Here is a 22,820-nt window from a genome sequence, read left to right as displayed (position 1 = left end):
ACGAGCGGCAGCGACTCCGGTGTCGTGGGTCAGGCGAGGGAGAGCGAGGTGTGGCTGCCGGTGCGACCGCGGTGGACCCGCAGCTGGGTGGGGATGCGCGTCTGCAGCTCGGGCACGTGGCTCACCACGCCGACCACGCGGCCGCCGTCGCGCAGCGTGTCGAGGGTGTCCATCACGTCCTCGAGGGTCTCGGCGTCGAGCGAGCCGAAGCCCTCGTCGACGAAGAGCGTGTCGAGGTCGGCGCCGCCCGCCTCCTGGGTGATGACGTCGGCGAGCCCGAGCGCCAGCGCGAGCGAGACCACGAACGTCTCGCCGCCCGAGAGGGTCGCCGGATCGCGGCTGTCGCCGGTCCAGTCGTCGCGGACGAGCAGGCTGAGTCCGCCGCGGGTCTCACCCGCACCGCGCTGTCCGGTGTGGACGAGGGAGTAGCGCCGGTCGCTCATCGTGGAGAGACGCAGGTTGGCGGCCTCGACGACCTGCCCGAGGCGGTGGGCCAGGACGTAGGCGGACAGACGCATCTGGTGGCGGTTGTCGGGGTGCTTGCCCTCGACCAGCGCCGCCAGGTCGGCGACCAGGTCGAGGTCGGAGCGGACCGGAGCCCACGCGTCGAGGGCGCTGCGGACCTCACCGGTGAGGCCGCCCAGGCGGTGCACGCGCTCGCGCAGGGCGAGGTCACGGTGGCGTGCCGCCGCTGCCGCCTCCTCGGCGCGCCGGTGGGCGTCGGCGAGCATCACGAGGTCGGGCGCCGGCGCGGCGGCAGCCCGGACGAGGTCGTCGTCGCCGAGCAGCTCCGCGGTGCGCGCGAGCTCGCGCTCGTGCCGGTCGATCGTCGCGAGGAGGGCGGCGAGGTCGGCGTCGGAGAGCCAGGCGGCCGCTGCCTCGGTCGAGGAGACGAACCCCGCGTCGGCAGCCGCCCGGTCCGCGGCCTGCTGGGTGCTCTCGGCCGTGGTGCGTGCGCGTCGGAGATCGGCGGCCGTGTCGGTGCAGCGCCGGGCGAGGTCCTCGACCTGCTGGTGGTGCGCGGTCAGCGCGTCGAGGTCGGCGTCGTCGGGCACGACTGCTCGGACCTGCTCGGCCAACGCCTCGAGGCGCGCGTCGAGCACAGCGGTCTCGGTGTCGAGCTGCGCCGCGGACGAGGTGAGTGCGTCACGCTGGCGCGCGAGGTCGTCGCGCTCGAGGAGGAGGGCGTCGTGCCGCGCGACCAGGGGCGCGACGGTGGCCGCAGCGGCCCGCGCCGCGGCGGCGCGCGTCAGCACGTCAGCCTCCGCGGCGACGAGCCGGTCGATCGTGTCTCCGGCCTCGGCGCGGGCGGTGGCGAGGCGGGTCTCGAGCCCCCGCACCTGCTGGGCGTGGGCCTCCACGACGACCTCGAGGTCGTCCACCTCCCGACGGGCGTCACGCTCGGTCGCCTCGTCGGGGGCGCCTGACGCGGGGGCGGCGGGGGAGGGGTGGTCCGCCGAGCCGCACACGGGACAGCACGCACCCACGGCGAGCTTGCGCGCGATCTCGGCGGCCATGCCGTCCAGCCGCTGCTCGCGGATCTCGACGAGGGCCTCGCGGGCGAGGAGCCGCGTCTGCGTCGCCGCCGCGAGGTCGAGCTGGGCGGCCGTGAGCTCGGTGGCGAGCTCCTCGGCCGACCGGGCGGCCAGCACCCGTGACCGGACGACCTCGAGCTCGCGGTCGAGGGTCGCGACCTCCGCGGCCGCGTCGCGGGCGGCGGTGAGACGGGGCTCGAGGTCGGCCAGGGACTGCGGCACCTCCTGCTCGCGGACCGCCAGGCGGTCGAGCTCGGCCGTGACCTCGTGGCGGGCCGCAGTCGTGCGGTCGAGCCGGGCCTGGAGCTCGGCAGCCTGTCGGCGGAGCGGACGCACCCGTGCGAGGTCGTCGAGGACGCGGGTGGCCGCGCGGTGGTGCTCGGCCACAGCGTCATCGTCGGTCGTCGGCGCGCCCACCAGCTCGGCGAGCTCGGCGAGGGCCGCGTGGTGCCGCCGCTCGATCTCGTCGGCTGCGGTGCTCGATGCGAGGGCGAGGTCGTGGAGGAACGCGCCGCGGCGGCGCGCTGCGCCCGATCGGCGCGCCGGACCCGGTCCGCGTGCTCGGGGCCGGCGGCATCCAGCGCGTCCCGGTCGCGCCGGGCTGCGTCGTGGGTGGCCTGGAGCGCCGCGAGGCTCGACGCCCGCGGACTCGGCGACGGCCGCAGCGGTCTCGGCCGCCGCCAGCGTCTCCGTCAGGGTCGCCTGGGCGGCCGAGGCCGACGCGGCGGCCTCACCCAGCCCGGTGGCCCAGCCGTCGAGGACGGCGGGGTCGGCCTGCCAGTCGTCGGGGGCCTGGTCGTCGCCGACCTCGCTCACGCGGCTGACCAGGTCGGCGACCGTGCTGCGGTGGGTCTCGGAGTCGCGTCGCAGGGCGACGCGGCGGTCGCGCAGCCAGCGCTCGGTGCGGTCGAAGCGACCGGTCTGGAAGACCTGCTGGAGCAGCGCGTGGCGCTCCTCCGACCGCGCACGCAGGAACGCCTGGAACCGGCCCTGGGGGAGCATCGCGACCTGGCAGAACTGCGGCAGCGTCATGCCGACCAGCCGGGTGACGAGGTGGCCGGTCTCGTCGAGGCGGGTGCTGAGGGGGTGCCAGAGGTGCTGGCCGTCGTCGGCCGGGCGCCGCTCGGCGATGACGACACGTGCCTGCTCGGTGGTGGTGCCGGTGCCGCGCTTCTTGAGTCGGGTCCATGCGGGCGAGCGGTCGATGCGGAACCGTCGCCCGGACAGCGTGGCCTCCAGGACGACGCGGGGCGCGACGTCGTCAGCGGCGTGGTCGGAGCGCAGCCGCTTGGCTGCGGAGCGGTCGCCCGGGACGTCGCCGTAGAGCGCGAAGCAGACCGCGTCGAGGATGCTGGACTTGCCGGCCCCGGTGGGGCCGCTGAGCAGGAAGAGGCCGGCATCGGACAGCGCGTCGAAGTCGATCGACACGGGGTCGGCGAACGGGCCGAAGCCGACGACGCGGAGGTGGTGGAGCCTCACGCGGCACCGCCCGTCGCGCTGTCGGGGGAACCGACGAGGACGTCCTGGTCGGGGTCGTGGCAGCAGGCGTCGATGGCCTCGCGCAGGAGGGCCGACTCCTGCGGTGTGGCCATCGACCCCCGGACGTGGCGCACGAAGTCGATCGCGATCGCGTGGTCGCTGGTGCCGGCTGCCGGCCGCGGCGGGGTGCGGACGTCAGGGGCGGGCGTGGGGAACTGCAGCACGAGCGTGTGCGGGAAGCGGCGTCGCAGCAGCTCCATCGCGCGCAACGGGCGCCGCTCGTCGGTGAGGGTGGCCTGCACCCAGTCGCCTTCGTGCGCGGCGAGCGCGGGGTCGCCCAGCAGCGCCTCCAGCGTGCCGGTGAGCCGGGACAACCTGCGCGGCACCGGGGCGTCGATCCAGGTCGCGGACGCGAAGCCGGCGGCGTCGAGGTCCACGAGCCACGAGCCCTTGACCTGGTCGGCCTCGGAGAACGAGTAGGCCAGCGGGGAGCCGGAGTAGCGCAGTCGCTCGCCGAGGACGTGCGGGCCGTGCAGGTGGCCGAGCGCGGTGTAGTCGATGCCGTCGAACACGCTGGTCGCGACCCGGGAGACGCCGCCCACGCTGATGTCGCGCTCGGACTCCGACGGTGTCGCCCCCGCCACGAAGGCGTGGGCGAGGACCACGCTGCGAGTGGTGGCGGGGCGTGCGGCGAGGTCGGCGCGGACCCGGGTCATCGCCTCCGACAGGGCGGCCTCGTGGCTGCGGCGGGCCAGGCCCCAGGGCTCGAGCAGCGCCGAGGGGTCGAGGTAGGGGACCGCATGGATCGCGACGTCGCCGTGCCGGTCAGCGAGCACGACGGGGGTGCCGACCGAGGACGCGTCGGTGCGGACGAAGACACCGGCGGCGTCCATCAGCCGCGAGCCGAAGCCCAGGCGCCGGGCGCTGTCGTGGTTGCCGCTGCTGACCACGACCCGGGCGCGGGAGGCGGCGAGCCGTGCGAACGTGTCGTCGGCCAGCGCGACCGCGTCGACGTGGGGGAGAGCCCGGTCGTAGACGTCGCCCGAGACCACGACGACGTCGACCCCCTCCTGCGCGACGACCTCGAGGAGGTGGTCGACGAACGCACCCTGGTGGCCCAGGAGGTCCTCGCGGTGGAAGGACCTCCCCAGGTGCCAGTCGGAGGTGTGGAGGATGCGCACGTGACGAACGTTAGATCGCGACACCGACAGGGCGGGTCCACCACGCCGCCCGGGTCCGGTCAGTAGCGCACGGTGCGCCCTGCGGAGGTGAAGCCCCACAGGTCGATGCCCGCCTCGGCGGCCAGCCGGGCGGCCAGGCTCGTCGGTGCCCCGACCGCCACGATCGAGCCGATGCCGACGGCCGCGGCCTTCTGCACGAGCTCGAACCCGACGCGTCCGCTGAGCACCAGGCACGCGGCGGCGGGCGGCTCACCGGCGAGCACCCTCGCGCCGACGACCTTGTCGACGGCGTTGTGCCGCCCGACGTCCTCGCGGACGACCGACAGCATGCCGTCGGCGTCGGCGTCGGCCAGCCCGGCCGCGTGCACCCCGCCGGTGCGCGCGAAGAGTGTCTGGCGCTCACGCAGCGCCTCCGGCAGCCGTCGTACGACGGACGCGTCGGGGCGCGGACCCGACCACGGACGTGCCGTCCGGGTGGCCAGCGCCTCCAGCACGCTGTCCTTGCCGCACACGCCGCAGGCCGACGACCCTGCCGACGAGGCCTCGTGCCGGTGGGGCAGCGCGGTCGTGCCGGCGACGGCGACGGTGACGACGTTGAACTCCTGCTCGGGAGCGAGGTCCGCGTCCGTGCAGTAGGCGACCTGGGCGATCGCGGCAGGCGCGGCCAGGCCCTCGTTGACCAGCCAGCCGGCGGCGAGCTCGAAGTCGTGTCCGGGCGTGCGCATCGTCACCCAGGCCCGCTGCGGTGCGAGCGACCCGGAGCGTACCCGGATCTCGAGCGGCTCCTCGGTGATGAGCCGGTCCTCGCGGCGCACCTCGGAGCCGTCACCGTGCTCCACCACCCGCGTCCGGACCGAGGGCCCGGGACGTCGCACTCGCTCGGTCGTCACGCCTCGACACTAGCCCGCGACCGGCTCCGGCTGGTGGCCGAGATCACCCCTTCGAGGATGCCCGGCCGGATGCTACTGATCCGTAGGATGTAAGAGCCGCAACGGAGCGGTTAGTTCTTACACCAGTTGCTCACCACGGGAGGGCCGGATGCCCTCGGAAGGACAGATCTCCATGAACCCGCAGCTGCACCTGGCTCTCAGCCTCGTCGACTCGCGAGCGCGCTCCGCCCAGGACCGCGCCCTCCTGCGCCACGTGGAGATCGCCCGCCGTGAGGAGCGCCGTGCCCGGCGCGCCGCGCGTCGTACCATCCGCTGACCCCCCTCAGCAGGACGTTCGCGGAGACCCCACCGTCGGGGACCGAGCACCCTGTCGGAGCCTGCGCTCTGGCAGGGTGTTCGTCATGACGGACGACACGCTGCGCAGCGTCGAGCTCACCCGCATCGGGCCGACCCGGTTCAAGGCGACCAACGCCCGGGGCGGTGAGACCTTCTTCGGGACCGGGGGAGAGGACCCCGACTTCACGCCGGTCGAGCTCCTGCTCGCTGCCATCGCCGGGTGCAGCGCGCTCGACGTCGAGGCGATCACCCACAAGCGCACCTCCAGCACGACCTTCGACGTCCACGCCGAGGGGCACAAGGTGCGGGACGCGGACGGCAACCACCTCACCGGGCTCCGGCTGTCCTTCGACGTCGACTTCCCCGAGGGCCCGGACGGCGACGCCGCACGCGACCGCGTGCAGGCGGCGATCGAGATGTCGCGCGACCGGCTCTGCACGGTCTCGCGGACCGTGCAGCTCGGCGCCGGGATCACCTACGAGACGGTCAGCCGCTGACCCGGGTGCACGGCATCAGGATGAGCGTGCGCGGCTCGGCCACCGCGGGCTCGTCCAGGTAGCTCTCCCAGGGAGCGTCGGTCGCGACGTAGCCGTGCTCCTCCAACCACGTCGACGCCTCGCTCCACGCCTCGCCGAGGGTGTCGTAGGGCCCCGTGTGCACCAGCCGCGCCGCCCGGCACGCCGGGAGGCTGGACGGTTCGACCTCGGAGGCTGCCACGAGCGGTGCGTCGACCGGGAAGCCGGCCTCGAGGTCCCAGCCCGACGCGTCCATCGTGCGGTAACGGGCGAACGGGGGACCGGCGAGTCGGCGCCCCTGGTCGGCGGCTGCGCGGGCGACGGCCTCGAAGGCGCGGCCGAGGACGTCGGAGATGCTGTCCGGTGACGCCGGGCCCCTCACGACGGCCGTCGGCTGCTCCGCCAGGTCCACCACGGTGATCTCGTGCTCCATGGCACCGACCCTGCGCGACCCGGGTGGCGGGCGGGAGGGCCCAAGGTCCCACCCGCCCGAGGATCGCCGACCGGGACCCTCCCGCCCTGCGGACCTCGCGGGCGAGCGGACCGATCAGCCGATCGTGACGCTCTCGATCGTGACGTCCTTGTTGGGCGCGCCGCCGCCGGCCGGGTGGGCGTTGTCGTTGCCCTCGGCCGCGATCGCGTCGATGGTCTCCAGGCCGGTCTCGTCGATGGTGCCGAAGACGGTGTAGTTGGGGGCGAACTGCGAGTCGCGGAACACCAGGAAGAACTGCGAGCCGTTGGTGTCGGGCCCGGCGTTGGCCATCGCCAGGGTGCCGGCCGGGTAGGTCTCGTCGCCGCTCAGCTCGTCGGCGAAGGAGTAGCCGGCGCCGCCGGAGCCGGTGCCGGTCGGGTCACCGCACTGCAGGATGCCGAAGCCCTCCTGGTCACCGATGCGCGGGCACGGGGTGTCGTCGTAGAAGCCCTGCTCGGCCAGCGAGACGAAGGAGTTCACCGTGCACGGCGCGGTGGCCGCGTCGAGGGTGAGGCCGATGTCGCCGAAGTTGGTGGTGATCGTCGCCGGCACCGTGCCCTCCGACGGGGCCTCGGCGTCCGGGGCCTCCACCTCGCGCGCCGGCTCCTGGCCGTCCTCGGGGTACTCGCACGTGGTGGTCTCGCCCGAGGCCTCCGACGACTCGCCCGACGACTCGCTGGACGTCTCGGACGAGGGGTCGGACGCGGTGTCCGACCCGTCCGCTTCGTTGCCGCAGGCAGACAGGGCGAGGACGGACAGGCAGGCGGCCACAGTGGCCAGTCGCTTCAGCATGCCGGTGATGGTAGCCAGCGCCCCTCCAGGTCCCGGCGTCACATCTCCTCGTGGGTGTCGGGGTCGCCGCCGAAGAGCCGCCCGTCGGGCTCGGCGAGCGCAGAGATCGCGGCCACCTCCTCGTCGCTGAGCTCGAAGCCGAAGACGTCGAGGTTCTGGGCCTGGCGGCCGGGGTCGGCCGACTTGGGGATGGGGAGCGAGCCGAGCTGGACGTGCCAGCGCAGGATGACCTGGCCGGGGGAGACGCCGTGTGCTTCGGCGGCCGCGCGGACGGCGTCCTCCTCCAGCGGCGCCCGCCGCTTGCCCATCGGGCTCCACGCCTCGGTGCGGATGCCGAGCCGCTCGTGCACCTCGCGCATGTGCTCCTGCGGGAAGCGCGGGTGCAGCTCGACCTGGTTGACCGCCGGCGTGACGCCGGTGTCGTCGATGATGCGGGCGAGGTGCTCCTCGGTGAAGTTGGAGACGCCGATGGACCGCACCAGGCCGTCCTTCTGCAGCTGCACGAGTGCCCGCCACGCCTCGACGTACGTGCCCTGGCTCGGGTTGGGCCAGTGGATGAGGTGCAGGTCGGTGCGCTCGAGCCCGAGGCGGTCCAGCGACTCGCGCACGGACCGGATCGCGTCGTCGTACGCGTGGTGGCGGCCCGGGATCTTGCTGGCGACGACCAGCTCGTCGCGCGGCACCCCCGAGCGCCGGATCGCCTCGCCGACCTCGACCTCGTTGTCGTAGTTCACCGCGGTGTCGACCAACCGGTAGCCGGCCTCGATGGCGGTGCGGATCGCCTCGGTGCCGTCGTCCCCGCGCAGGGGGTAGGTGCCGAAGCCGATCGCGGGGATGCTCGTGCCGTCGTTGAGGTCGTACGTCGGGATGTGGGCCATGCCCTCACGGTAGGCGCACCCGGGTCAGGGCGCGCCGCGCGGCTCCTCGTGGGCAGGTCCGTCGCTGAGCTCGTCGACGACGAGCAGGTCGTGGCGGACCTGCCCCGCGCGGAACGAGGCCCGGGCGACCATGTGGCTCGACACCACGCTGGTGGCCATCTGCAGCAGCACGATGAGCGCGAGCATGCCGACGACGCCGGGGTCGCGCAGGCGGAGGGCGACCCCGGTCATCACCAGCACCGTGCCCAGGACCTGCGGCTTGGTGGCGGCGTGCATCCGGGTCAGCAGGTCGGGCAGGCGGACGACGCCGATGGCGGCGATGAGCGCGAGCAGCGCGCCGAGGAGGATGCACACGGCGGCGGCGAGGTCGGCGACCTGGGTCCAGCTCATCGCGCACCGCCCGTGCCCGGGTCGTCGCGATCGGCAGCCTCGAGGTCGTCGCTGCGGCTGGCGTAGCGGGCGACGCTGACCGCGCCGACCATGCCGCAGCCCGCGAGCACCACCAGCATCGGCAGCGCGTACGTCGCGCCGGAGTGGGCGACGTACAGGCCCGTCGCGCAGACCGTCACCGCCACGAGGACGTCGAGCGCGACGCTCCGGTCGAGGATCGTCGGTCCGATGGTGAGGCGCACGAGCAGGAGCGCGGCGGCTGCTGTGAGCAGCGCGGCGCCGACGACGAGCACGAGGGTCATGGGCGCTCCCGGTCGGTCGGTCGGGGCGGGAGCGCGCGGAGCAGGCGCTGCTCGAGGTCCAGCGCGGTGCGGCGGAACTCGTCGGCGGCCTCCGCGTCCGGTACGTCGATGACGTGGAGGTAGAGCGTGTGGGTGGACCGGCGGGCCTCGACGACGACCGACCCCGGGATCAGCGACAGCATCGAGGCCACCAGGGTCATCAGGAAGTCGGACTTCGTCTCGAGGTCGACCGCGACCACGGCGTTGCGCACCGGGCGCCGTCTCAGGACGACGCCCGCGACCTGGATGCTGGCGCGCACCACGTCGAGCAGGAAGTGCGCGACGACGCCGAGCAGCGGAAGGGGGCGGACGGCCGACCCGAGGTCGACCGGCGGCAGCGGGAAGGTCAGGCAGACCAGCACGGCCACCAGCACCCCCCCGACGACGAGCAGCGGCGTGACGGCGCCCCACAGGGCCAGCCAGACCAGCAGCAGCCAGACGACCGCGAGCGGCTGGACGGCGCGATGCCGGGCGGGGCGCGTGGACCCGTCGCGGCGGGTGCGCATCACCGGGCTCACGGGTGCTCCTCGGTGAGGACGGAGGAGAGGTAGGGGGTGCGCTCGTGCAGGTCCCCTGCGGCCCGGTCACCCAGCGCGTAGAGCGGCCCGGCGACGACGGACAGGAGCACGCTGGCCGCGACGAGGGCGCCGGCGGGCAGCAGCATGCCGAGGGGGGAGCGGCGGGCGTCCTCCCCGGCCTCGATCAGGGTGTGGAAGTCGCGATCGGGCTCGTCGTCGTCGCCGAGCCGGCGGGCCTCCTCGATGTCCCTGCGCGACACGGTGCCCGCGGCGGTGTGGACGTGCCCGCGGTGCTGGTGGACCGCACCGGTGTCGTGGCCCGGCACCGGGTCGGCCGCGGCGCCGCCGATCGCCTCGAGCGCCTCGTGGGCCTCGCGCGGGGTGCGCCAGAACGCGACCGCCCACGTCTTGGCGACGGCGTACAGGGTGAGCAGGCTCGTGGCGGCGCCGGCGCCGACGAGGGTCCAGGCAAGCGGGCTGCCGTCGATCTGCGCCGCCTGGAACAGCCCGACCTTGCCGATGAAGCCGGAGAACGGCGGGATGCCGGCGAGGTTCATCGCCGGCACGAAGAACAGGACAGCCAGCACCGGGGCGATCCGGGCGAGCCCGCCGATGCGCATGAGCGCCGTGCTGCCGGCGCGCCGCTCGACGAGGCCGAGGACCAGGAAGAGCGCGGTCTGGATGGTGATGTGGTGGACGACGTAGAAGGTCGTGCCCGCGGTGCCCGTGCGGCTGTCGAGCGCGATGCCGAGGATGAGGTAGCCGATGTGGCTGACCAGGGTGAAGGACAGCATGCGCTTGATGTCGGACTGGGCGATCGCGCCGAGGATGCCGATGATCATCGTGAGCAGGGCGGCCCACAGCAGCAGGTCGGTGAGCGGGCTGTGGGGGAACAGCAGGGTCTGCATCCGCAGGATGGCGTAGACACCGACCTTGGTGAGCAGGCCGGCGAAGACCGCCGTCACGGGCGCGGGTGCGGTGGGATAGCTGTCCGGGAGCCAGAGCGACAGCGGGAAGACGGCCGCCTTGATGGCGAACGTCGTGAGCAGGAGGAGCTGGATCATGAGCGACACGTGGTCGGGCAGCTCCGCGAGCCGCTGTGCGAGGTGGGCGAGGGTGAGCGTCCCGGTGGCGGCGTACGTCACCGCCAGGCTGATGAGGAAGAGGGTCGAGGACAGCAGGTTGACCAGCACGTAGATGGTGCCGGCGCGCACCCGGGCGGCCGTCCCCCCGAGTGTCAGCAGGACGTAGCTGGCGAACAGCAGCATCTCGAAGCTGACGAACAGGTTGAACAGGTCGCCGGCGAGGAATGCGTTGGCGACGCCGGCCACCAGCACGAGGAAGGTCGGGTGGTAGACCGAGATCGGGGCGCCCTCCTCGTCCTCGGTCATGCCCTGCCCGACGGAGTAGGCGAGGACCGCCAAGGTCACGATGGCGCTGACGAGCAGCATGAGCGCTGCGAGCCGGTCGGCGACCAGGACGATGCCGAGGGTCTCCGGCCACGACCCGATCCACACGGTCTGCGGGCCGTGGCGGTCCGCCTGCACCAGGAGCACCGCCGCCACGGCGACGACGGAGCCGAGCACGGCGAGGCTGAGCCACCGCTGGATGCGCGGGTGGTGCAGCAGCGCCAGGGACGCGCCTGCGCCGAGGATCGGCAGGAGCACGGGGAGAGGCACGAGGGAGTTCACGTCGTCCTCCTCTCGATCTCGGCGGCATCGGCGGCGAGCGGGTCGTCGTCCGGGCCCTGCCCGGGGTCGCCGCTGGAGTCGTCACCGGGGTAGTCCGAGGTCGTCGCGTCGTAGGCCTCGGAGGTCACGTCGCGGAGGGCGAGCCGGCGGATGGTGTCGTCCTCGATGTCGTCCTGCACGTCGTCGTGGCCGTTGAGCTGCCAACTGCGGTAGGCCATGGCCAGCACGAACGCCGTGGTGGCGAGCGTGATGACGATGGCGGTCAGCACCATCGCCTGGGGGAGGGGGTCGGTGAGACCGGTCGTGTCGCCGCCCTTCGACACGATCGGGGCGCGTCCGGCGGGCCCGCCCGCGACCATGAAGGACAGGCTGACGCCGTTGCCGATCATCACGATCCCGACCAGCACGCGCGACAGGCTGCGCTCGAGCACCAGATAGACGCCGCAGCCGAGGAGGGACGCGGCGACGAGGACGAGGGTGAGGTTGACGCTCATGCCGCCTCCGCCTCGGCCACGGCCTCACGCCTGGCGCGCTGGATGTCGCGGTCGATGTGCGAGCCGAGCGCGCGCAGCAGGTCGAGCACGAGACCGACGACGACGAGGTAGACGCCGACGTCGAAGAGCACCGACGAGACCAGGTGCAGGTCGCCGAGCAGCGGCAGGTGCACGTCGATGACCGCCGACTGCAGCACCACGCCCCCGAAGGCCATCGGCAGGAGGGCCGCCAGCGCCGCGACGGCGAGGCCGGCCCCGATGAGGCGTCCGGCGTCGACGGGTGCGGCCTCGTCGAGCTCGTAGCGACCCCCGGCGAGGTAGCGCACGACGAGGGCCAGGCCGGTGGTCATGCCCGCGGCGAAGCCGCCGCCGGGCTCGTTGTGGCCCACGAGGAGCAGGTAGATGGAGATGACGACCAGCGTGTGGAAGAGCAGCCTGACGATGACCTCGAAGATGATCGAGCGCTTGTCGGGCGGCAGCGTGCGTGAGCCGGGGAGCCAGGCGCGTCGACCGGGCGCGGTGGCGACCTTCTTCACGCCGGCCGGGTACGGGATGTCGTGGACGCGGCGGATGTCAGCGCCGCGGGCGTTGACGTACACCAGGCTGGCGACGCCCGTGGCCGCGGCGACCAGCACGGCGAGCTCGCCGAGCGTGTCCCAGGCGCGGGTGTCGACGAGGATGACGTTGACGATGTTGCCGCCGCCGCCGAACTCCAGAGCCTGCTCCGGCAGCGCCAGCGAGACCGGGTCGGCGGTGCGTGCGGCACCCGCCACGAGCAGGAAGCCGGCCGTGACGACGGCGACCGCGACGCCGAGCGCGATGCGCAGGTAGCGCTGGCGGCTCAGCGGGCGGTCGGTGAAGTACTCCGGGAGCCGGCGCAGGGCCAGGACGAAGACCACGACGGTGAGCGTCTCCACCAGCGCCTGGGTCAGCGCGAGGTCGGGCGCGCCCTGCAGGACGAAGAGGAAGGCCGTGCCGTAGCCGGTGACGCCGACCAGCAGGACGGCGCGGATGCGGCGCCGCGATCGTGCGGTCAACACCGCCGACGCGACGATGACGAGGCCGACGACGGCCTGCGCCGGGTTGTCCCACGCCGTCACCCGGAGGCCGTCGAGGTTCCCGACGAGGGTCGATCCCGGGAGCAGGACGAGGACGACCAGGATGACGGCGAGGTACGCCGCGGCCGAGCCGCGCTGCACGACACCGGTCACCTCCACCGCCGTGCGGTCGAGCACGCGCATGCCACCGCGATAGGCGCGCTCCAGGCTCCAGTCGTGGGCCAGCGCCGCCTGGGCGCGGGCGACGGGCTCCCGGGCGACGAACAAGGCCGAGGCCGCAGCGAGCGTGACGAGCGTGAGGACCAGGGGAAGCCCCGGGCCGTGCCACAACGTCAGCTCCGGCTCGTGGGCTCCGGCCGGGAACGCCTCTGCCTGGCGGCCGAGCAGGGTCGTCAACGGTGCGCCGAGCAGCCCGAGCACCAGGGACAGCACGGCGAGGACGACGGGCGCCGCGACGAACGCCGGCGAGGGGGAGTGGACCGCCACCGGGGCATCGACCTCGCGGGTGCCGAAGGCCCCCCAGACGAACCGTGCGGAGTAGGCGGCGGTGAGGATCGAGCCGACGATCACGCCGATGACCAGCAGCCACCCGGTCGTCGTACCGATCCCGGTGCCGTCGCCCTCGCGGGCGATGTCGACGAGCGCGACGAGCACGCTCTCCTTGGCCACGTAGCCGAGCAGCGGGGGGAGGCCTGCCATCGACGCGGCGGCGAGCGTCGCGGTCACGGCGAGGACGGGGAGCCGGCGGGCGAGCCCGGTCAGCTCGCGCAGGTCGCGGGTGCCGGTGCTGTGGTCGATGATGCCGACGACCAGGAAGAGGGTCGCCTTGAACAGGGCGTGGGCGACGAGCAGGGCGAGGCCGGCGAGCATCGCACTGCGGGTGCCGGCACCGAGGACGAGCACGAGGAAGCCGAGCTGGCTGACGGTGCCGTAGGCCAGCAGCAGCTTGAGGTCGTGCTGGCGGAGCGCGCGGACCCCGCCGAGGACCATCGTGGTGAGGCCGAGCACCAGGAGCACCGTGCGCCAGCCCGCGACGCCGGCGAACGCGGGGGCGAGCAGCGCGACGAGGTAGACGCCTGCTTTCACCATCGACGCCGCGTGGAGGTAGGCGCTGACGGGCGTCGGCGCCGCCATGGCCGACGGCAGCCAGAAGTGGAAGGGGAGCAGGGCGGACTTGCTGACGGCACCCACCAGCAGGAGGTGGACCCCGACCGTCACGGCGGTGCCACCGGGCGGGTCGGCCAGGATCTCGGTGATCCGGAACGTCCCGGCCGCGCGGCCGACGACGAGGGCGCCGACGAGGAGGACCAGGCCGCCGAACGTGGTCACGACCAGCGCCTGGATGGCGGCGCGCCGGCTGGCCCGCCGCTCGGAGTCGTGGCCGATCAGCAGGAAGGAGAAGACCGTCGTCAGCTCCCAGAAGACGTAGAGCAGAAGCAGGTCGTCGGCGAGGACCAGGCCGAGCATCGAGGCGATGAAGGCGACGAGGACGCCGCCGAAGCGGGGCACGCCCGGCTCGTCGTCGCCGAAGTAGGCCGCGCAGTAGCCCAGGACGAGCGTGCCGATGCCCAGCACGATGAGCGCCATCACCCACTGGAGGGTGCCCATGGCGAGGGCCAGGTCGAGACCGAGGCTGCCGACCCACGGGCGGACCTCGAGCAGGGTCTCGCCGTCGCGGACGACGACGCCCTGGGCGGCGACCCACACCGTGCCGGCGAGCGGCACCAGCGCGATCGCCAGGAACGCACGTCGGCCGGCGCGCAGCAGCAGCGACGGGGACATCACCGCCGCCGCGAACAGCGCGGCGATCAGCATCAGCACAGGCGGTGGTCCTCGTCGTCGATCTGGCGGTGCGGCAAACCTATCGAGAGCCCGCACGGGAAAGATGGGGGACGGACCCCATCTGTGCGGATCACACCGGTGTAAGCCCCGGACCCACGCTATCTGACATAATGTCAGTTATCGGCGATATGGCACGAGGAGCGTCAGGGGTGCCGCTGCGGCCTGCTGAGTCGCGGGCCGTCGAGTCGCACCACGTACTGGGGAACCCTGGCTCGCCCTGGGCGAGCTGTCGTTCCCCGATCCTCCGCCTGGAGCCTCCGAGTCGACCGCGGCGTCAGGCGAACTTGCCGTACTTCTTGTGCATGGCCTGCTTGGACACGCCGAGCATCGTGCCGATCTCGGCCCAGGAGAAACCGTGGATGCGGGCGCGGCGCACCGCGACGGCCTCGGCCGCCGCGAGGTCGTGCTTGGCGCGGGCGATGCGCATGAGCTCCTCGAGCGGGCTCTCCTCGCTCGGTTCCTCGGCGTCGACAGCAGTCCTCATGCGTCAACCTTCGTTGACATAACGCCCCCTTGTCAACCCTCGTTGACGGCGGACTGCTGCTTGGTCAGGTGCAGCAGCCACTGGGAGCCTCCGGTGTGGATCAGGGCGTAGCGACGTACGCCCTCGCGGCCGTGCAGCGAGAACACCAGACGCCGGTCGTCACGGGAGTGCTCCTCCCAGGTGCCGGTGTCGGCGACGGACTTGTGCTCGTCCTCGAAGTCCACGTGGTCGAGGTCGTGGTCGTCCACCGCGATCGCGAGACGGTCGTGGCGGGTGTCGGCCGGCAGCCCCTTGGGCACCGCCCAGCTGCGCAGCACGCCGTCCTCCTCGAGCCGCAGGTCGAAGTGCGGGCTGGGCCGGCGGTGGTCGTGCAGGACGAACCTCGGCGCGCTCACCCGAGACGTCTGACCTGGTAGGTCCCGGTGGTCGACGCCACGACCTCGCCGGCAGCGTCGGTGAGAGTCGCCTCGAGCACGAACTCCCCCTTGCCGGTCGCCAGCGCGTCGGCCCGCACCCGTGCGACCTCGTCGTCCGGCAACGACGCCGAGGCGCGTACGACGCCGAGCGCGGGTCGTCGGAACCGGATCGTCGACTCCTTCACGAGCGGCACGAACCCGGCGAGCTCGCCGCTGTCGTCGAGGTCGAAGGTGGCCAGGCTCAGCAGGCCACCGAGCATCTCGGCCACGCTGAAGAGGGACCCGGCGTAGGTGACGCCGAAGTGGTTCACGTTGGGCTCCGGCGGCAGCTCGGCGGCGGCGAAGCCGGGACGGACCTCGACGACACGGATCCCCATGGCCTCCAGGATCGGGACCGAACCGACGGCCTGGACTGCCTCCACTCTCAACGTATAGGCCATCCGGGGGCTTGCCGCAAGACCCCGTGCAGCGCTCACACTGCACGGCGTGACGCAGCACGACAGCTCCCGGGACAGCTTTCCGGACACCGCACCGTTCGCCCTTCCCGACGCCCTCGCGGCCAAGGCCGACCCGGGTCTCATCGCCCGCGACCGCGACCACTTCACCCGCATCGCGAACGGCCTGGAGCGTGCGGTGGCCGAGCTCGAGGAGCGCCTGGCGGAGACCAGGCGGACGCCGGTGCGGCACGGCACGGCCGCCCTCGAGCGCGACCAGGAGGTGCACCGGCTGACCTCCCGGTTGCGGGCCCTGCGCCGCTACGACCTCGATCTCTGCCTCGGCCGCATCGTCCACCAGGACGTGGACGAGCCGACCTACGTCGGCCGCTTCGGCCTGGCCGACCCGGACGGACGCCGCCTGCTCGTCGACTGGCGCTCCCCCGCCGCCGAGCCGTTCTTCGCCGCCACCCACGCGCACCCGCAGGGACTGGTGAGCCGCCGGCGCTACCGCTGGGTGGGCGGGCGCATCGTCGACTACTGGGACGAGGCGTTCACCGAGGAGGGGCTCACCCACACTGCGGCCCTCGACGACCAGTCCGCCTTCATCGCCACCCTCGGCGGCAGCCGTACGCCCCGGATGCGCGACGTGCTGGGCACCATCCAGGCCGACCAGGACGCCATCGTCCGGGCCGGGTCACGGGGCACGCTCGTGGTCGACGGTGGACCCGGCACCGGCAAGACCGTCGTCGCGCTGCACCGCACCGCCTACCTGCTCTACGCCGACCCGCGGTTGGGGCACCGGCGCGGCGGTGTGCTGTTCGTCGGCCCGCACGAGCCCTACCTCGCCTACGTCGGCGACGTGCTGCCGAGCCTCGGCGAGGAAGGTGTCCAGACGTGCACGGTCCGCGACCTCGTGCCCGAGGTGGCGCAGGGTCCGGAGCCGGACGACCGGGTGGCAACGCTCAAGGCCGACCTGCGGATGGTGGCCGCGATCGAGCCGGCGGTCGCCCTCTACGAGGAGCCGCCCACCGAGTCCTACCTGGTCGAGACCGCGTGGGGCGACGTGCCGATCACCGCGGCGGAGTGGGCGGAGGCCTTCGGCTCCCCCGACCCGGGCACGCCGCACAACCTCGCCCGCGACGACGTGTGGGACGAGGTGCTCACCATCCTCGTCGACAAGGCCGCGGACGCGTTCGAGGACCTCTCCCCCGTCGAGCTCCGCCGGGTCCTCGAGCGCCACGCCGGGCTGCGCGACACCTTCGACCGCGCCTGGCCGCTGGTCGAGCACACCGACCTCGTCGGCGACCTCTGGACGGTGCCGGCCTACCTGCGCCACTGCGCCCCGTGGCTCGGCCCCGACGACGTGCGCCTGCTGCGCCGCACCGACCCCGAGGCGTGGACGTACGCCGACCTCCCGCTCCTCGACGCGGCCCGGCTGCGGCTCGGCGACCCCGAGGCCTCGCGGCGCCGACGTCGTACGCAGGCGGCCGAGGCCCGCGAGCGCGCGCGGATCGGCGAGGTGATCGACGACCTGCGCACCACGGCTCGCGAGTCGGGCGCCGACGAGTTCGGGGACGGGCTGGTGTCGATGCTCGTCCACGACGACCTGCAGACCGCGCTGGTCGACGACGCAGCGCTCCCGACGTCGGACGTGGACCTGCTGGCCGGGCCGTTCGCGCACGTCGTCGTCGACGAGGCGCAGGAGCTCAGCGACGCCGAGTGGGCGATGCTGCTGCGGCGTTGCCCCTCGCGCAGCCTGACCGTCGTCGGTGACCCGGCGCAGGCACGGCACGGCTTCTCCGGGTCGTGGACCGAGCGCCTGGCGCGCGTCGGGCTGGAGGAGGTCACGGTCGCGCCGCTGACGGTCAACTACCGCACGCCCGCCGAGGTGATGGCCGAGGCCGAGCCGGTGATCCGCGCGGCGCTCCCGGAGGCCAACGTGCCCACGTCGGTCCGCGAGAGCGGGGTCCCGGTGCTCCACGCCCCGGTCGCCGAGCGCGACACGATCATCGGCGACTGGTTGGCCGAGCACGTCGAGGGCACGGCGGTGGTCGTCGAGCGTGGCGGTCATCGAGGCTCCTCCCTCGACCAGGCGTGGCGCGACCGCGTGCGGCGGCTGGACCCCGAGCTGGTCAAGGGTCTCGAGTTCGACCTCGTCGTGCTCGTCGACCCCGATCGCTTCGGCGACGGCGTGGCCGGCGCGGTCGACCGCTACGTCGCGATGACGCGGGCCACCCAGCGGCTGGTCGTGCTGACGTCATGAGAACTGCCGGCTCGAGCCCCGCATTCTCATGACGTCCCGGCGGGACGTCCCCCGGCCGGGGCGGTCAGCCGCCGAGCGTGGCGCGCAGGGCGGTGATGTCGGCGGTGCCCACCCGGCAGCATCCCCCGACCAGCCGGGCGCCCGCCTCCACCCAGGCGGCGACGTCGGCGGGGTCGAACGCCGACCGTCCCTCCCACGACCTCGTCGCGGCGTTCCAGCCCTGCCCGGAGTTGGGGTAGACGACTGCGGGGCCATGCGCTCCGGCCACCAGCACGGCGGCACCGGCGTCGGCGGGCGAGGTGCAGTTCACCCCGACGGCGACCACCTCGGCGACGTCGGCCGCCATCGCGAACGCCTCACCGATCGGCTCGCCGGCGCGGGTCATCCCGTCGGCGGCCGACAGCGACAGCCAGGCCGGTACGCCGCTGCCGTCGAGCTCGGCGAGCACGGCCTCGACCTCGGCCAGGCACGGGATCGTCTCCACAGCGAGGACGTCGGCGTGCTCACCGACGGTCGAGGCCAGGACGTCGAGCCGCCGGCGGTGGAACGCCCGCAGGCCGGCGACGTCGAGGTCGTAGTCGCCGCGGTACTCCGAGCCGTCGGCCAGCACCGCGCCGTACGGTCCGACCGAGGCGGCCACCCAGCCGTCGGGGGCGACGTCGTCGCGTGCGGCAGCGGCCAGCTGGACGCTCCTGCGCAGCAGCCGCTCGACATCGTCACGGTCGGCACCCTCGGCGCCGAAGCCCTCGAACGACACCTGGTAGGACGACGTGGTCGCGACCTCGGCGCCTGCCGCGAAGAACTCGCGGTGGGCCCGCTCGATCGCGGCCGGGTCGTCGCGCAGCAGGCGTGCCGACCAGAGGTCGCTCGACAGGTCGTGGCCGTGCTCCTCGAGCAGGGTGGCGAGGCCACCGTCGAGGACGACAGGACGTTCGGCGATGCTCTCGCGCAGGTCGCGTGGACTCATGGCTCCATGCTCGCAGGTGCGAGCACACCCGTGCGGGCGGCGCCGTGGTTGGAGGGGTCGGCGACGATCGGGGCGTGCCAGAGGGTCACACCATCCACCGCCTCGCCCGCCGCCACGCGCGCCTGCTCGTCGGCGAGCCCGTGTCCGCCGACAGCCCGCAGGGCCGCTTCGAGGACGGTGCCCGTCTCCTCGACGGTCGTGTGCTCGCTTCCACGGACGCGTGGGGCAAGCACCTCTTCCACCGCTACGACGACCTGTGGCTGCACGTGCACCTCGGTCTCTACGGCAAATTCCGCGACGGCACCCTGCCGGCGCCGGAGGCCCGCGGAGCGCTGCGGCTGCGCCTCGTGGGCGCCGGACACTGGCTGGAGCTGCGCGGTCCGACCGCCTGCGAGGTGCTGACCGAGGCGGAGCGCACGGCTGTCCTGGCGCGGCTGGGCCCGGACCCGCTGCGGCGGCGCCCAGACGGGGAGGCGTTCGTGGCCCGCGTGCTGCGCAGCCGCGCGCCGATCGCGACGCTCCTCATGGACCAGGCGGTAGTCGCCGGTGTCGGCAACGTCTACCGCGCCGAGGTGCTGTTCCGGCAGCGGCTCGACCCGTTGCGCCCGGGCCGCCTCCACGACGCGCCCGCGATGCACGCCCTGTGGGACGACCTCGTGGTGCTGCTGCGCGCCGGGGTCCGCGCGGGGCGCATCGTCACGACGCTCCCCGAGGACCGGGAGCGCCCGGCGGGCCGGCCGCGCCGGGTGGACGCCCACTACGTCTACGGCCGGGCCGGTCTGCCGTGCCGGATCTGCGGGACCGCCGTCCAGGACACGCAGATCGCTGCCCGGCGGCTGTTCTGGTGCCCGGTCTGCCAGGCCTGACCCTCAACCGCTGACGTACGCCGCGAGGTGCTTGCCGGTCAGCGTGGGCTCCTTCGCCGCCACCATGGCGGCCGGCGGACCCTCGAACACGACGGTGCCGCCGTCGTGGCCGGCGCCGGGACCGAGGTCGATGATCCAGTCGGCGTGCGCCATCACGGCCTGGTGGTGCTCGATGACGATGACCGACTTGCCCGCGTCGACGAGGCGGTCGAGCAGGCCGAGCAGGTTGGCCACGTCGGCGAGGTGGAGGCCGGTCGTGGGCTCGTCGAGGATGTAGACGTCGCCCTTGTCCCCCATCTGCGTGGCGAGCTTGAGTCGCTGGCGCTCACCGCCGGACAGCGTGGTGAGCGGCTGGCCAAGCGACAGGTAGCCCAGACCGACGTCGACCAGCCGGTCGAGGATCTTCACCGCAGCAGGGATCTTCGCCTCGCCGTCGCTGAAGAGCGCGAGGGCGTCGACGACCGACATCTCGTGCACCTCGGCGATGTCCTTGCCGCCCAGCGTGTGCTCGAGGACCTCGGCCTTGAAGCGTCGGCCCTCGCACTCCTCGCACGGCGACTCCACCGTCGCCATCGGGCCGAGCTCGGTGAAGATCACCCCGGCGCCGTTGCACGTCGGGCAGGCGCCCTCGGAGTTGGAGCTGAAGAGTGCGGGCTTGACGCCGTTGGCCTTGGCGAACGCCTTTCGGATCGGCTCGAGCAGCCCGGTGTAGGTCGCCGGGTTGCTGCGCCGGGAGCCCTTGATGGCGCCCTGGTCGATCACGACGACCTCGTCGCGCCCGGCCAGCGAGCCGTGGATGAGCGAGCTCTTGCCCGACCCTGCCACGCCGGTGACGACGGTGAGGAGCCCGAGCGGCACGTCGACGTCGACGTCGCGGAGGTTGTGGGTCGAGGCGCCGCGCACCTCCATCGCGCCGGTCGCCTCGCGCACCGTCTCCTTGAGCCGCGCGCGGTCGTCGAGGTGCCTGCCGGTGATGGTGTCGCTCGTGCGGAGGCCGTCGACGTCGCCCTCGAAGCAGATGGTGCCGCCCGCGGCCCCGGCGTCCGGACCGATGTCGACCACGTGGTCGGCGATGCCGATCGTCTCCGGCTTGTGCTCCACCACCAGCACGGTGTTGCCCTTGTCGCGCAGCTGGAGCAGGAGGTTGTTCATCCGCTCGATGTCGTGGGGGTGCAGCCCGATCGTGGGCTCGTCGAAGACGTAGGTCACGTCGGTGAGCGAGGACCCGAGGTGGCGGATCATCTTGGTGCGCTGCGCCTCACCGCCGGACAGCGTGCCGGCCGGCCGGTCGAGCGAGAGGTAGCCCAGGCCGATCTCGCTGAACGAGTCGAGCAGGTGCTGCAGGCCCTTGAGCAGCGGCGCCACCGACGGCTCGTCGAGGTCTCGGACCCAGTCCGCGAGGTCGCTGATCTGCATCTCGCACAGGTCGGCGATGGACTTGTCGGCGATCGTCGACTTCCGGGCCTCGGGCGTGAGCCGCGTGCCGTCGCAGTCGGGGCAGGTCTGGAAGGTGACGGCCCGTTCGACGAAGCGCCGGATGTGCGGCTGCATGGCCTCGGGGTCCTTGGACAGCATCGACTTCTGGATCTGGGGGATGATCCCGTTGAAGGTGAGGTTGACCCCCTCGACCTTGATCTTGGTCGGCTCGGCCCACAGCATCGTCTCGAGCTGCTTCTTGGTGAACGACCGGATCGGCTTGTCCATCGGCAGTCCCATGCCTTCGAACAACCGGCCGTACCACCCGTCCATCGAGTAGCCGGGCACCGTCAGCGCACCCTCGGAGAGCGACTTGTCCTCGTCGTAGAGAGCGGTCCGGTCGATGTCGTTGACCTTGCCCATGCCCTCACAGCGCGGACACATGCCGCCGAGGTAGACCTCCTGCTTGGCGATCCGGCGCTCGGTGTGACCACCCTTCTCCGTGGTCATCATCCCGCTCGCCTTGCGGGTCGGGACGTTGAAGGAGTACGCCGTCGGCGGGCCGACGTACGGGTCCCCGAGCCGGCTGAAGAGGATCCGCAGCATCGCGTTGGCGTCGGTGGCCGTGCCGACGGTGGACCGCGGGTTGGCACCCATGCGCTCCTGGTCGACGATGATCGCCGTCGTCAGGCCCTCGAGGTGGTCCACGTCGGGTCGCGCCAGGGTGGGCATGAAGCCCTGCACGAACGCGCTGTAGGTCTCGTTGATCATCCGCTGCGACTCCGCCGCGATCGTCGCGAAGACGAGCGAGCTCTTCCCCGAGCCCGACACCCCCGTGAAGACCGTCAGGCGGCGCTTGGGCAGCTCGACGCTGACGTTCTTGAGGTTGTTCTCCCGCGCGCCCTCGACGCGGATCAGTGCGTGGTCGTCGGCCGGGTGTGTGGTGGTCACGTGTGCGTCTCCCCTGTCGTGGCGGGTGCAATCCTGCCAGTACGACGCCCCGCGCGCCGCTGTCGTGACCGACTCCGCCCCTCGGGTGGGGTGCCGGGTTTGTCCACCGTGCCAGTGTCGAGGCATGAGCACCCACGACGAACGGACCGCGCCCGTTGCCGAGATCATGGAGGCGACCGACATCGCCGTGCTGACCTACGTGTCGCTCGACGGCCGCCTGGTCTCCACGCCGATGGGCACCCAGGACTTCGAGGACCCGGGCACCACCTGGTTCCTCACCGAGCGCAGCAGCGACAAGGTGCGCGCGATCGAAGCCGACCCGCGGGTCAACGTGTCGTACGCCAGCAAGGCCGGCTGGGTCTCGCTGACCGGCACCGCCCACGTCAGCGACGACCGGGCCAAGCTCCGCGAGCTGTGGGACGCGTCCGCCGGTGCCTTCATGTCCGGAGGTCCCGACGACCCCGACAACGTGCTGCTGCGCATCGACGGCGACACCGCGGAGTACTGGGAGTCCCCGGGCAAGGTCGCCGTCGCCGTCCAGATGGCCAAGGGGCTGCTCAGCGACGACAAGCCCGACCTCGGCGACAACGACACCGTCCGGCTCTGAG

General features: G+C 73.0%; 22 protein-coding genes. 5 read left to right on the top strand and 17 right to left on the bottom strand.

The window, feature by feature from the left end:
- Positions 1-29: 29 nt before the first annotated feature.
- The 3 genes from ACNKF0_RS11775 to ACNKF0_RS11765 are packed head-to-tail and all read right to left on the bottom strand — an operon-like array spanning position 30 to position 5,085.
- The gene (locus ACNKF0_RS11775; RefSeq protein WP_416952333.1) at positions 30-3,014 is read right to left on the bottom strand and encodes an AAA family ATPase; all 2,985 of its coding nucleotides are present in this window, start codon (positions 3,012-3,014) and stop codon (positions 30-32) included.
- Positions 3,011-4,195 (bottom strand): exonuclease SbcCD subunit D, encoded by a 1,185-nt coding sequence (locus ACNKF0_RS11770; RefSeq protein ID WP_416952331.1) that lies wholly within the window; start codon positions 4,193-4,195, stop codon positions 3,011-3,013. Before ACNKF0_RS11770 ends, ACNKF0_RS11775 begins: the two co-directional genes overlap by 4 nt.
- A gap of 59 nt (positions 4,196-4,254) precedes the next feature.
- The gene (locus ACNKF0_RS11765; protein WP_416952329.1) at positions 4,255-5,085 is read right to left on the bottom strand and encodes a formate dehydrogenase accessory sulfurtransferase FdhD; all 831 of its coding nucleotides are present in this window, start codon (positions 5,083-5,085) and stop codon (positions 4,255-4,257) included.
- A gap of 172 nt (positions 5,086-5,257) precedes the next feature.
- Between ACNKF0_RS11765 and ACNKF0_RS11760 the strand changes: the two genes are divergently transcribed.
- Both ACNKF0_RS11760 and ACNKF0_RS11755 read left to right on the top strand, forming a co-directional pair.
- Positions 5,258-5,401: a hypothetical protein gene (locus tag ACNKF0_RS11760; protein ID WP_299928320.1), complete on the top strand. Its 144-nt coding sequence runs from the start codon at positions 5,258-5,260 to the stop codon at positions 5,399-5,401.
- Between the two features lie 85 nt (positions 5,402-5,486).
- On the top strand, positions 5,487-5,918 hold the full coding sequence (locus tag ACNKF0_RS11755; protein ID WP_299928323.1) for an OsmC family protein: 432 nt from the start codon (positions 5,487-5,489) through the stop codon (positions 5,916-5,918).
- Here ACNKF0_RS11755 and ACNKF0_RS11750 read toward each other — a convergent pair.
- The 12 genes from ACNKF0_RS11750 to ACNKF0_RS11695 all read right to left on the bottom strand — a co-directional run bounded on the left by ACNKF0_RS11750 (position 5,908) and on the right by ACNKF0_RS11695 (position 15,689).
- Positions 5,908-6,369, bottom strand: a complete 462-nt coding sequence (locus tag ACNKF0_RS11750; protein WP_416952327.1) for a GyrI-like domain-containing protein — start codon at positions 6,367-6,369, stop codon at positions 5,908-5,910. The genes ACNKF0_RS11755 and ACNKF0_RS11750 overlap by 11 nt on opposite strands.
- 114 nt (positions 6,370-6,483) lie before the next feature.
- The gene (locus ACNKF0_RS11745) at positions 6,484-7,200 is read right to left on the bottom strand and encodes a peptidylprolyl isomerase (RefSeq protein ID WP_299928329.1); all 717 of its coding nucleotides are present in this window, start codon (positions 7,198-7,200) and stop codon (positions 6,484-6,486) included.
- Positions 7,201-7,238: 38 nt separating this feature from the next.
- Positions 7,239-8,078 (bottom strand): aldo/keto reductase, encoded by an 840-nt coding sequence (locus tag ACNKF0_RS11740; protein WP_416952324.1) that lies wholly within the window; start codon positions 8,076-8,078, stop codon positions 7,239-7,241.
- A gap of 24 nt (positions 8,079-8,102) precedes the next feature.
- Positions 8,103-8,468 carry a monovalent cation/H(+) antiporter subunit G gene (gene mnhG, locus ACNKF0_RS11735; RefSeq protein ID WP_416952322.1) on the bottom strand — a complete coding sequence of 122 codons (366 nt, stop codon included), beginning with the start codon at positions 8,466-8,468 and terminating at the stop codon, positions 8,103-8,105.
- Positions 8,465-8,770 (bottom strand): monovalent cation/H+ antiporter complex subunit F, encoded by a 306-nt coding sequence (locus ACNKF0_RS11730; RefSeq protein ID WP_299928338.1) that lies wholly within the window; start codon positions 8,768-8,770, stop codon positions 8,465-8,467. The genes mnhG and ACNKF0_RS11730 overlap by 4 nt, the downstream gene beginning before the upstream one ends.
- Positions 8,767-9,327: a Na+/H+ antiporter subunit E gene (locus ACNKF0_RS11725; RefSeq protein ID WP_416952320.1), complete on the bottom strand. Its 561-nt coding sequence runs from the start codon at positions 9,325-9,327 to the stop codon at positions 8,767-8,769. The genes ACNKF0_RS11730 and ACNKF0_RS11725 overlap by 4 nt, the downstream gene beginning before the upstream one ends.
- Positions 9,324-11,018: a Na+/H+ antiporter subunit D gene (locus tag ACNKF0_RS11720; RefSeq protein ID WP_416952318.1), complete on the bottom strand. Its 1,695-nt coding sequence runs from the start codon at positions 11,016-11,018 to the stop codon at positions 9,324-9,326. Before ACNKF0_RS11720 ends, ACNKF0_RS11725 begins: the two co-directional genes overlap by 4 nt.
- Positions 11,015-11,512 carry a Na(+)/H(+) antiporter subunit C gene (locus ACNKF0_RS11715; RefSeq protein WP_416952316.1) on the bottom strand — a complete coding sequence of 166 codons (498 nt, stop codon included), beginning with the start codon at positions 11,510-11,512 and terminating at the stop codon, positions 11,015-11,017. Before ACNKF0_RS11715 ends, ACNKF0_RS11720 begins: the two co-directional genes overlap by 4 nt.
- Positions 11,509-14,385 carry a Na+/H+ antiporter subunit A gene (locus tag ACNKF0_RS11710; protein ID WP_416958489.1) on the bottom strand — a complete coding sequence of 959 codons (2,877 nt, stop codon included), beginning with the start codon at positions 14,383-14,385 and terminating at the stop codon, positions 11,509-11,511. The genes ACNKF0_RS11715 and ACNKF0_RS11710 overlap by 4 nt, the downstream gene beginning before the upstream one ends.
- Positions 14,386-14,686: 301 nt before the next feature.
- The gene (locus ACNKF0_RS11705) at positions 14,687-14,896 is read right to left on the bottom strand and encodes a helix-turn-helix domain-containing protein (protein WP_416952314.1); all 210 of its coding nucleotides are present in this window, start codon (positions 14,894-14,896) and stop codon (positions 14,687-14,689) included.
- 32 nt (positions 14,897-14,928) lie between these two features.
- On the bottom strand, positions 14,929-15,291 hold the full coding sequence (locus tag ACNKF0_RS11700) for a DNA polymerase ligase N-terminal domain-containing protein (protein ID WP_416952312.1): 363 nt from the start codon (positions 15,289-15,291) through the stop codon (positions 14,929-14,931).
- A complete protein-coding gene (locus ACNKF0_RS11695) occupies positions 15,288-15,689 on the bottom strand; it encodes a PaaI family thioesterase (protein ID WP_416952310.1) in 402 nt (133 codons plus the stop codon). Before ACNKF0_RS11695 ends, ACNKF0_RS11700 begins: the two co-directional genes overlap by 4 nt.
- A 109-nt stretch (positions 15,690-15,798) precedes the next feature.
- Here ACNKF0_RS11695 and helR point away from each other — a divergent pair, with 109 nt between their 5' ends.
- The gene (gene helR, locus ACNKF0_RS11690; RefSeq protein WP_416952308.1) at positions 15,799-18,012 is read left to right on the top strand and encodes an RNA polymerase recycling motor ATPase HelR; all 2,214 of its coding nucleotides are present in this window, start codon (positions 15,799-15,801) and stop codon (positions 18,010-18,012) included.
- A gap of 64 nt (positions 18,013-18,076) precedes the next feature.
- On the opposite strand, the gene mmuM is transcribed toward helR, so the two are convergent.
- Positions 18,077-18,979: a homocysteine S-methyltransferase gene (mmuM, locus tag ACNKF0_RS11685; RefSeq protein ID WP_416952306.1), complete on the bottom strand. Its 903-nt coding sequence runs from the start codon at positions 18,977-18,979 to the stop codon at positions 18,077-18,079.
- A 74-nt stretch (positions 18,980-19,053) separates the two neighbouring features.
- On the opposite strand from mmuM, the gene ACNKF0_RS11680 reads away from it, so the two are divergent.
- Positions 19,054-19,845, top strand: a complete 792-nt coding sequence (locus ACNKF0_RS11680; protein WP_416952304.1) for an Fpg/Nei family DNA glycosylase — start codon at positions 19,054-19,056, stop codon at positions 19,843-19,845.
- Between the two features lie 3 nt (positions 19,846-19,848).
- Here ACNKF0_RS11680 and ACNKF0_RS11675 read toward each other — a convergent pair whose 3' ends face one another.
- Complete coding sequence (locus ACNKF0_RS11675) at positions 19,849-22,212, bottom strand: ATP-binding cassette domain-containing protein (RefSeq protein ID WP_416952302.1); 2,364 nt, start codon at positions 22,210-22,212, stop codon at positions 19,849-19,851.
- Positions 22,213-22,336: 124 nt separating this feature from the next.
- On the opposite strand from ACNKF0_RS11675, the gene ACNKF0_RS11670 reads away from it, so the two are divergent.
- Positions 22,337-22,819 (top strand): pyridoxamine 5'-phosphate oxidase family protein, encoded by a 483-nt coding sequence (locus ACNKF0_RS11670; protein ID WP_416952300.1) that lies wholly within the window; start codon positions 22,337-22,339, stop codon positions 22,817-22,819.
- Position 22,820: the final 1 nt, after the last annotated feature.

It is taken from the genome of Nocardioides sp. T5 (assembly GCF_048161455.1).
Classification (GTDB): Bacteria; Actinomycetota; Actinomycetes; order Propionibacteriales; family Nocardioidaceae; genus Nocardioides.
Note: the sequence above shows the minus strand (reverse complement) of the source record. Positions and strands in the feature narration are given on the sequence as shown.

Bases quoted from the DNA above. Each gene is read 5' to 3' on its own strand.
- ACNKF0_RS11760 (WP_299928320.1), top strand. From the start codon at position 5,258: ATGAACCCGCAGCTGCACCTGGCTCTCAGCCTCGTCGACTCGCGAGCG.
- ACNKF0_RS11755 (WP_299928323.1), top strand. From the start codon at position 5,487: ATGACGGACGACACGCTGCGCAGCGTCGAGCTCACCCGCATCGGGCCG.
- ACNKF0_RS11750 (WP_416952327.1), bottom strand. From the start codon at position 6,369: ATGGAGCACGAGATCACCGTGGTGGACCTGGCGGAGCAGCCGACGGCC.
- ACNKF0_RS11745 (WP_299928329.1), bottom strand. From the start codon at position 7,200: ATGCTGAAGCGACTGGCCACTGTGGCCGCCTGCCTGTCCGTCCTCGCC.
- ACNKF0_RS11740 (WP_416952324.1), bottom strand. From the start codon at position 8,078: ATGGCCCACATCCCGACGTACGACCTCAACGACGGCACGAGCATCCCC.
- mnhG (WP_416952322.1), bottom strand. From the start codon at position 8,468: ATGAGCTGGACCCAGGTCGCCGACCTCGCCGCCGCCGTGTGCATCCTC.
- ACNKF0_RS11730 (WP_299928338.1), bottom strand. From the start codon at position 8,770: ATGACCCTCGTGCTCGTCGTCGGCGCCGCGCTGCTCACAGCAGCCGCC.
- ACNKF0_RS11715 (WP_416952316.1), bottom strand. From the start codon at position 11,512: ATGAGCGTCAACCTCACCCTCGTCCTCGTCGCCGCGTCCCTCCTCGGC.
- ACNKF0_RS11710 (WP_416958489.1), bottom strand. From the start codon at position 14,385: ATGCTGATCGCCGCGCTGTTCGCGGCGGCGGTGATGTCCCCGTCGCTG.
- ACNKF0_RS11705 (WP_416952314.1), bottom strand. From the start codon at position 14,896: ATGAGGACTGCTGTCGACGCCGAGGAACCGAGCGAGGAGAGCCCGCTC.
- ACNKF0_RS11695 (WP_416952310.1), bottom strand. From the start codon at position 15,689: ATGGGGATCCGTGTCGTCGAGGTCCGTCCCGGCTTCGCCGCCGCCGAG.
- mmuM (WP_416952306.1), bottom strand. From the start codon at position 18,979: ATGAGTCCACGCGACCTGCGCGAGAGCATCGCCGAACGTCCTGTCGTC.
- ACNKF0_RS11670 (WP_416952300.1), top strand. From the start codon at position 22,337: ATGAGCACCCACGACGAACGGACCGCGCCCGTTGCCGAGATCATGGAG.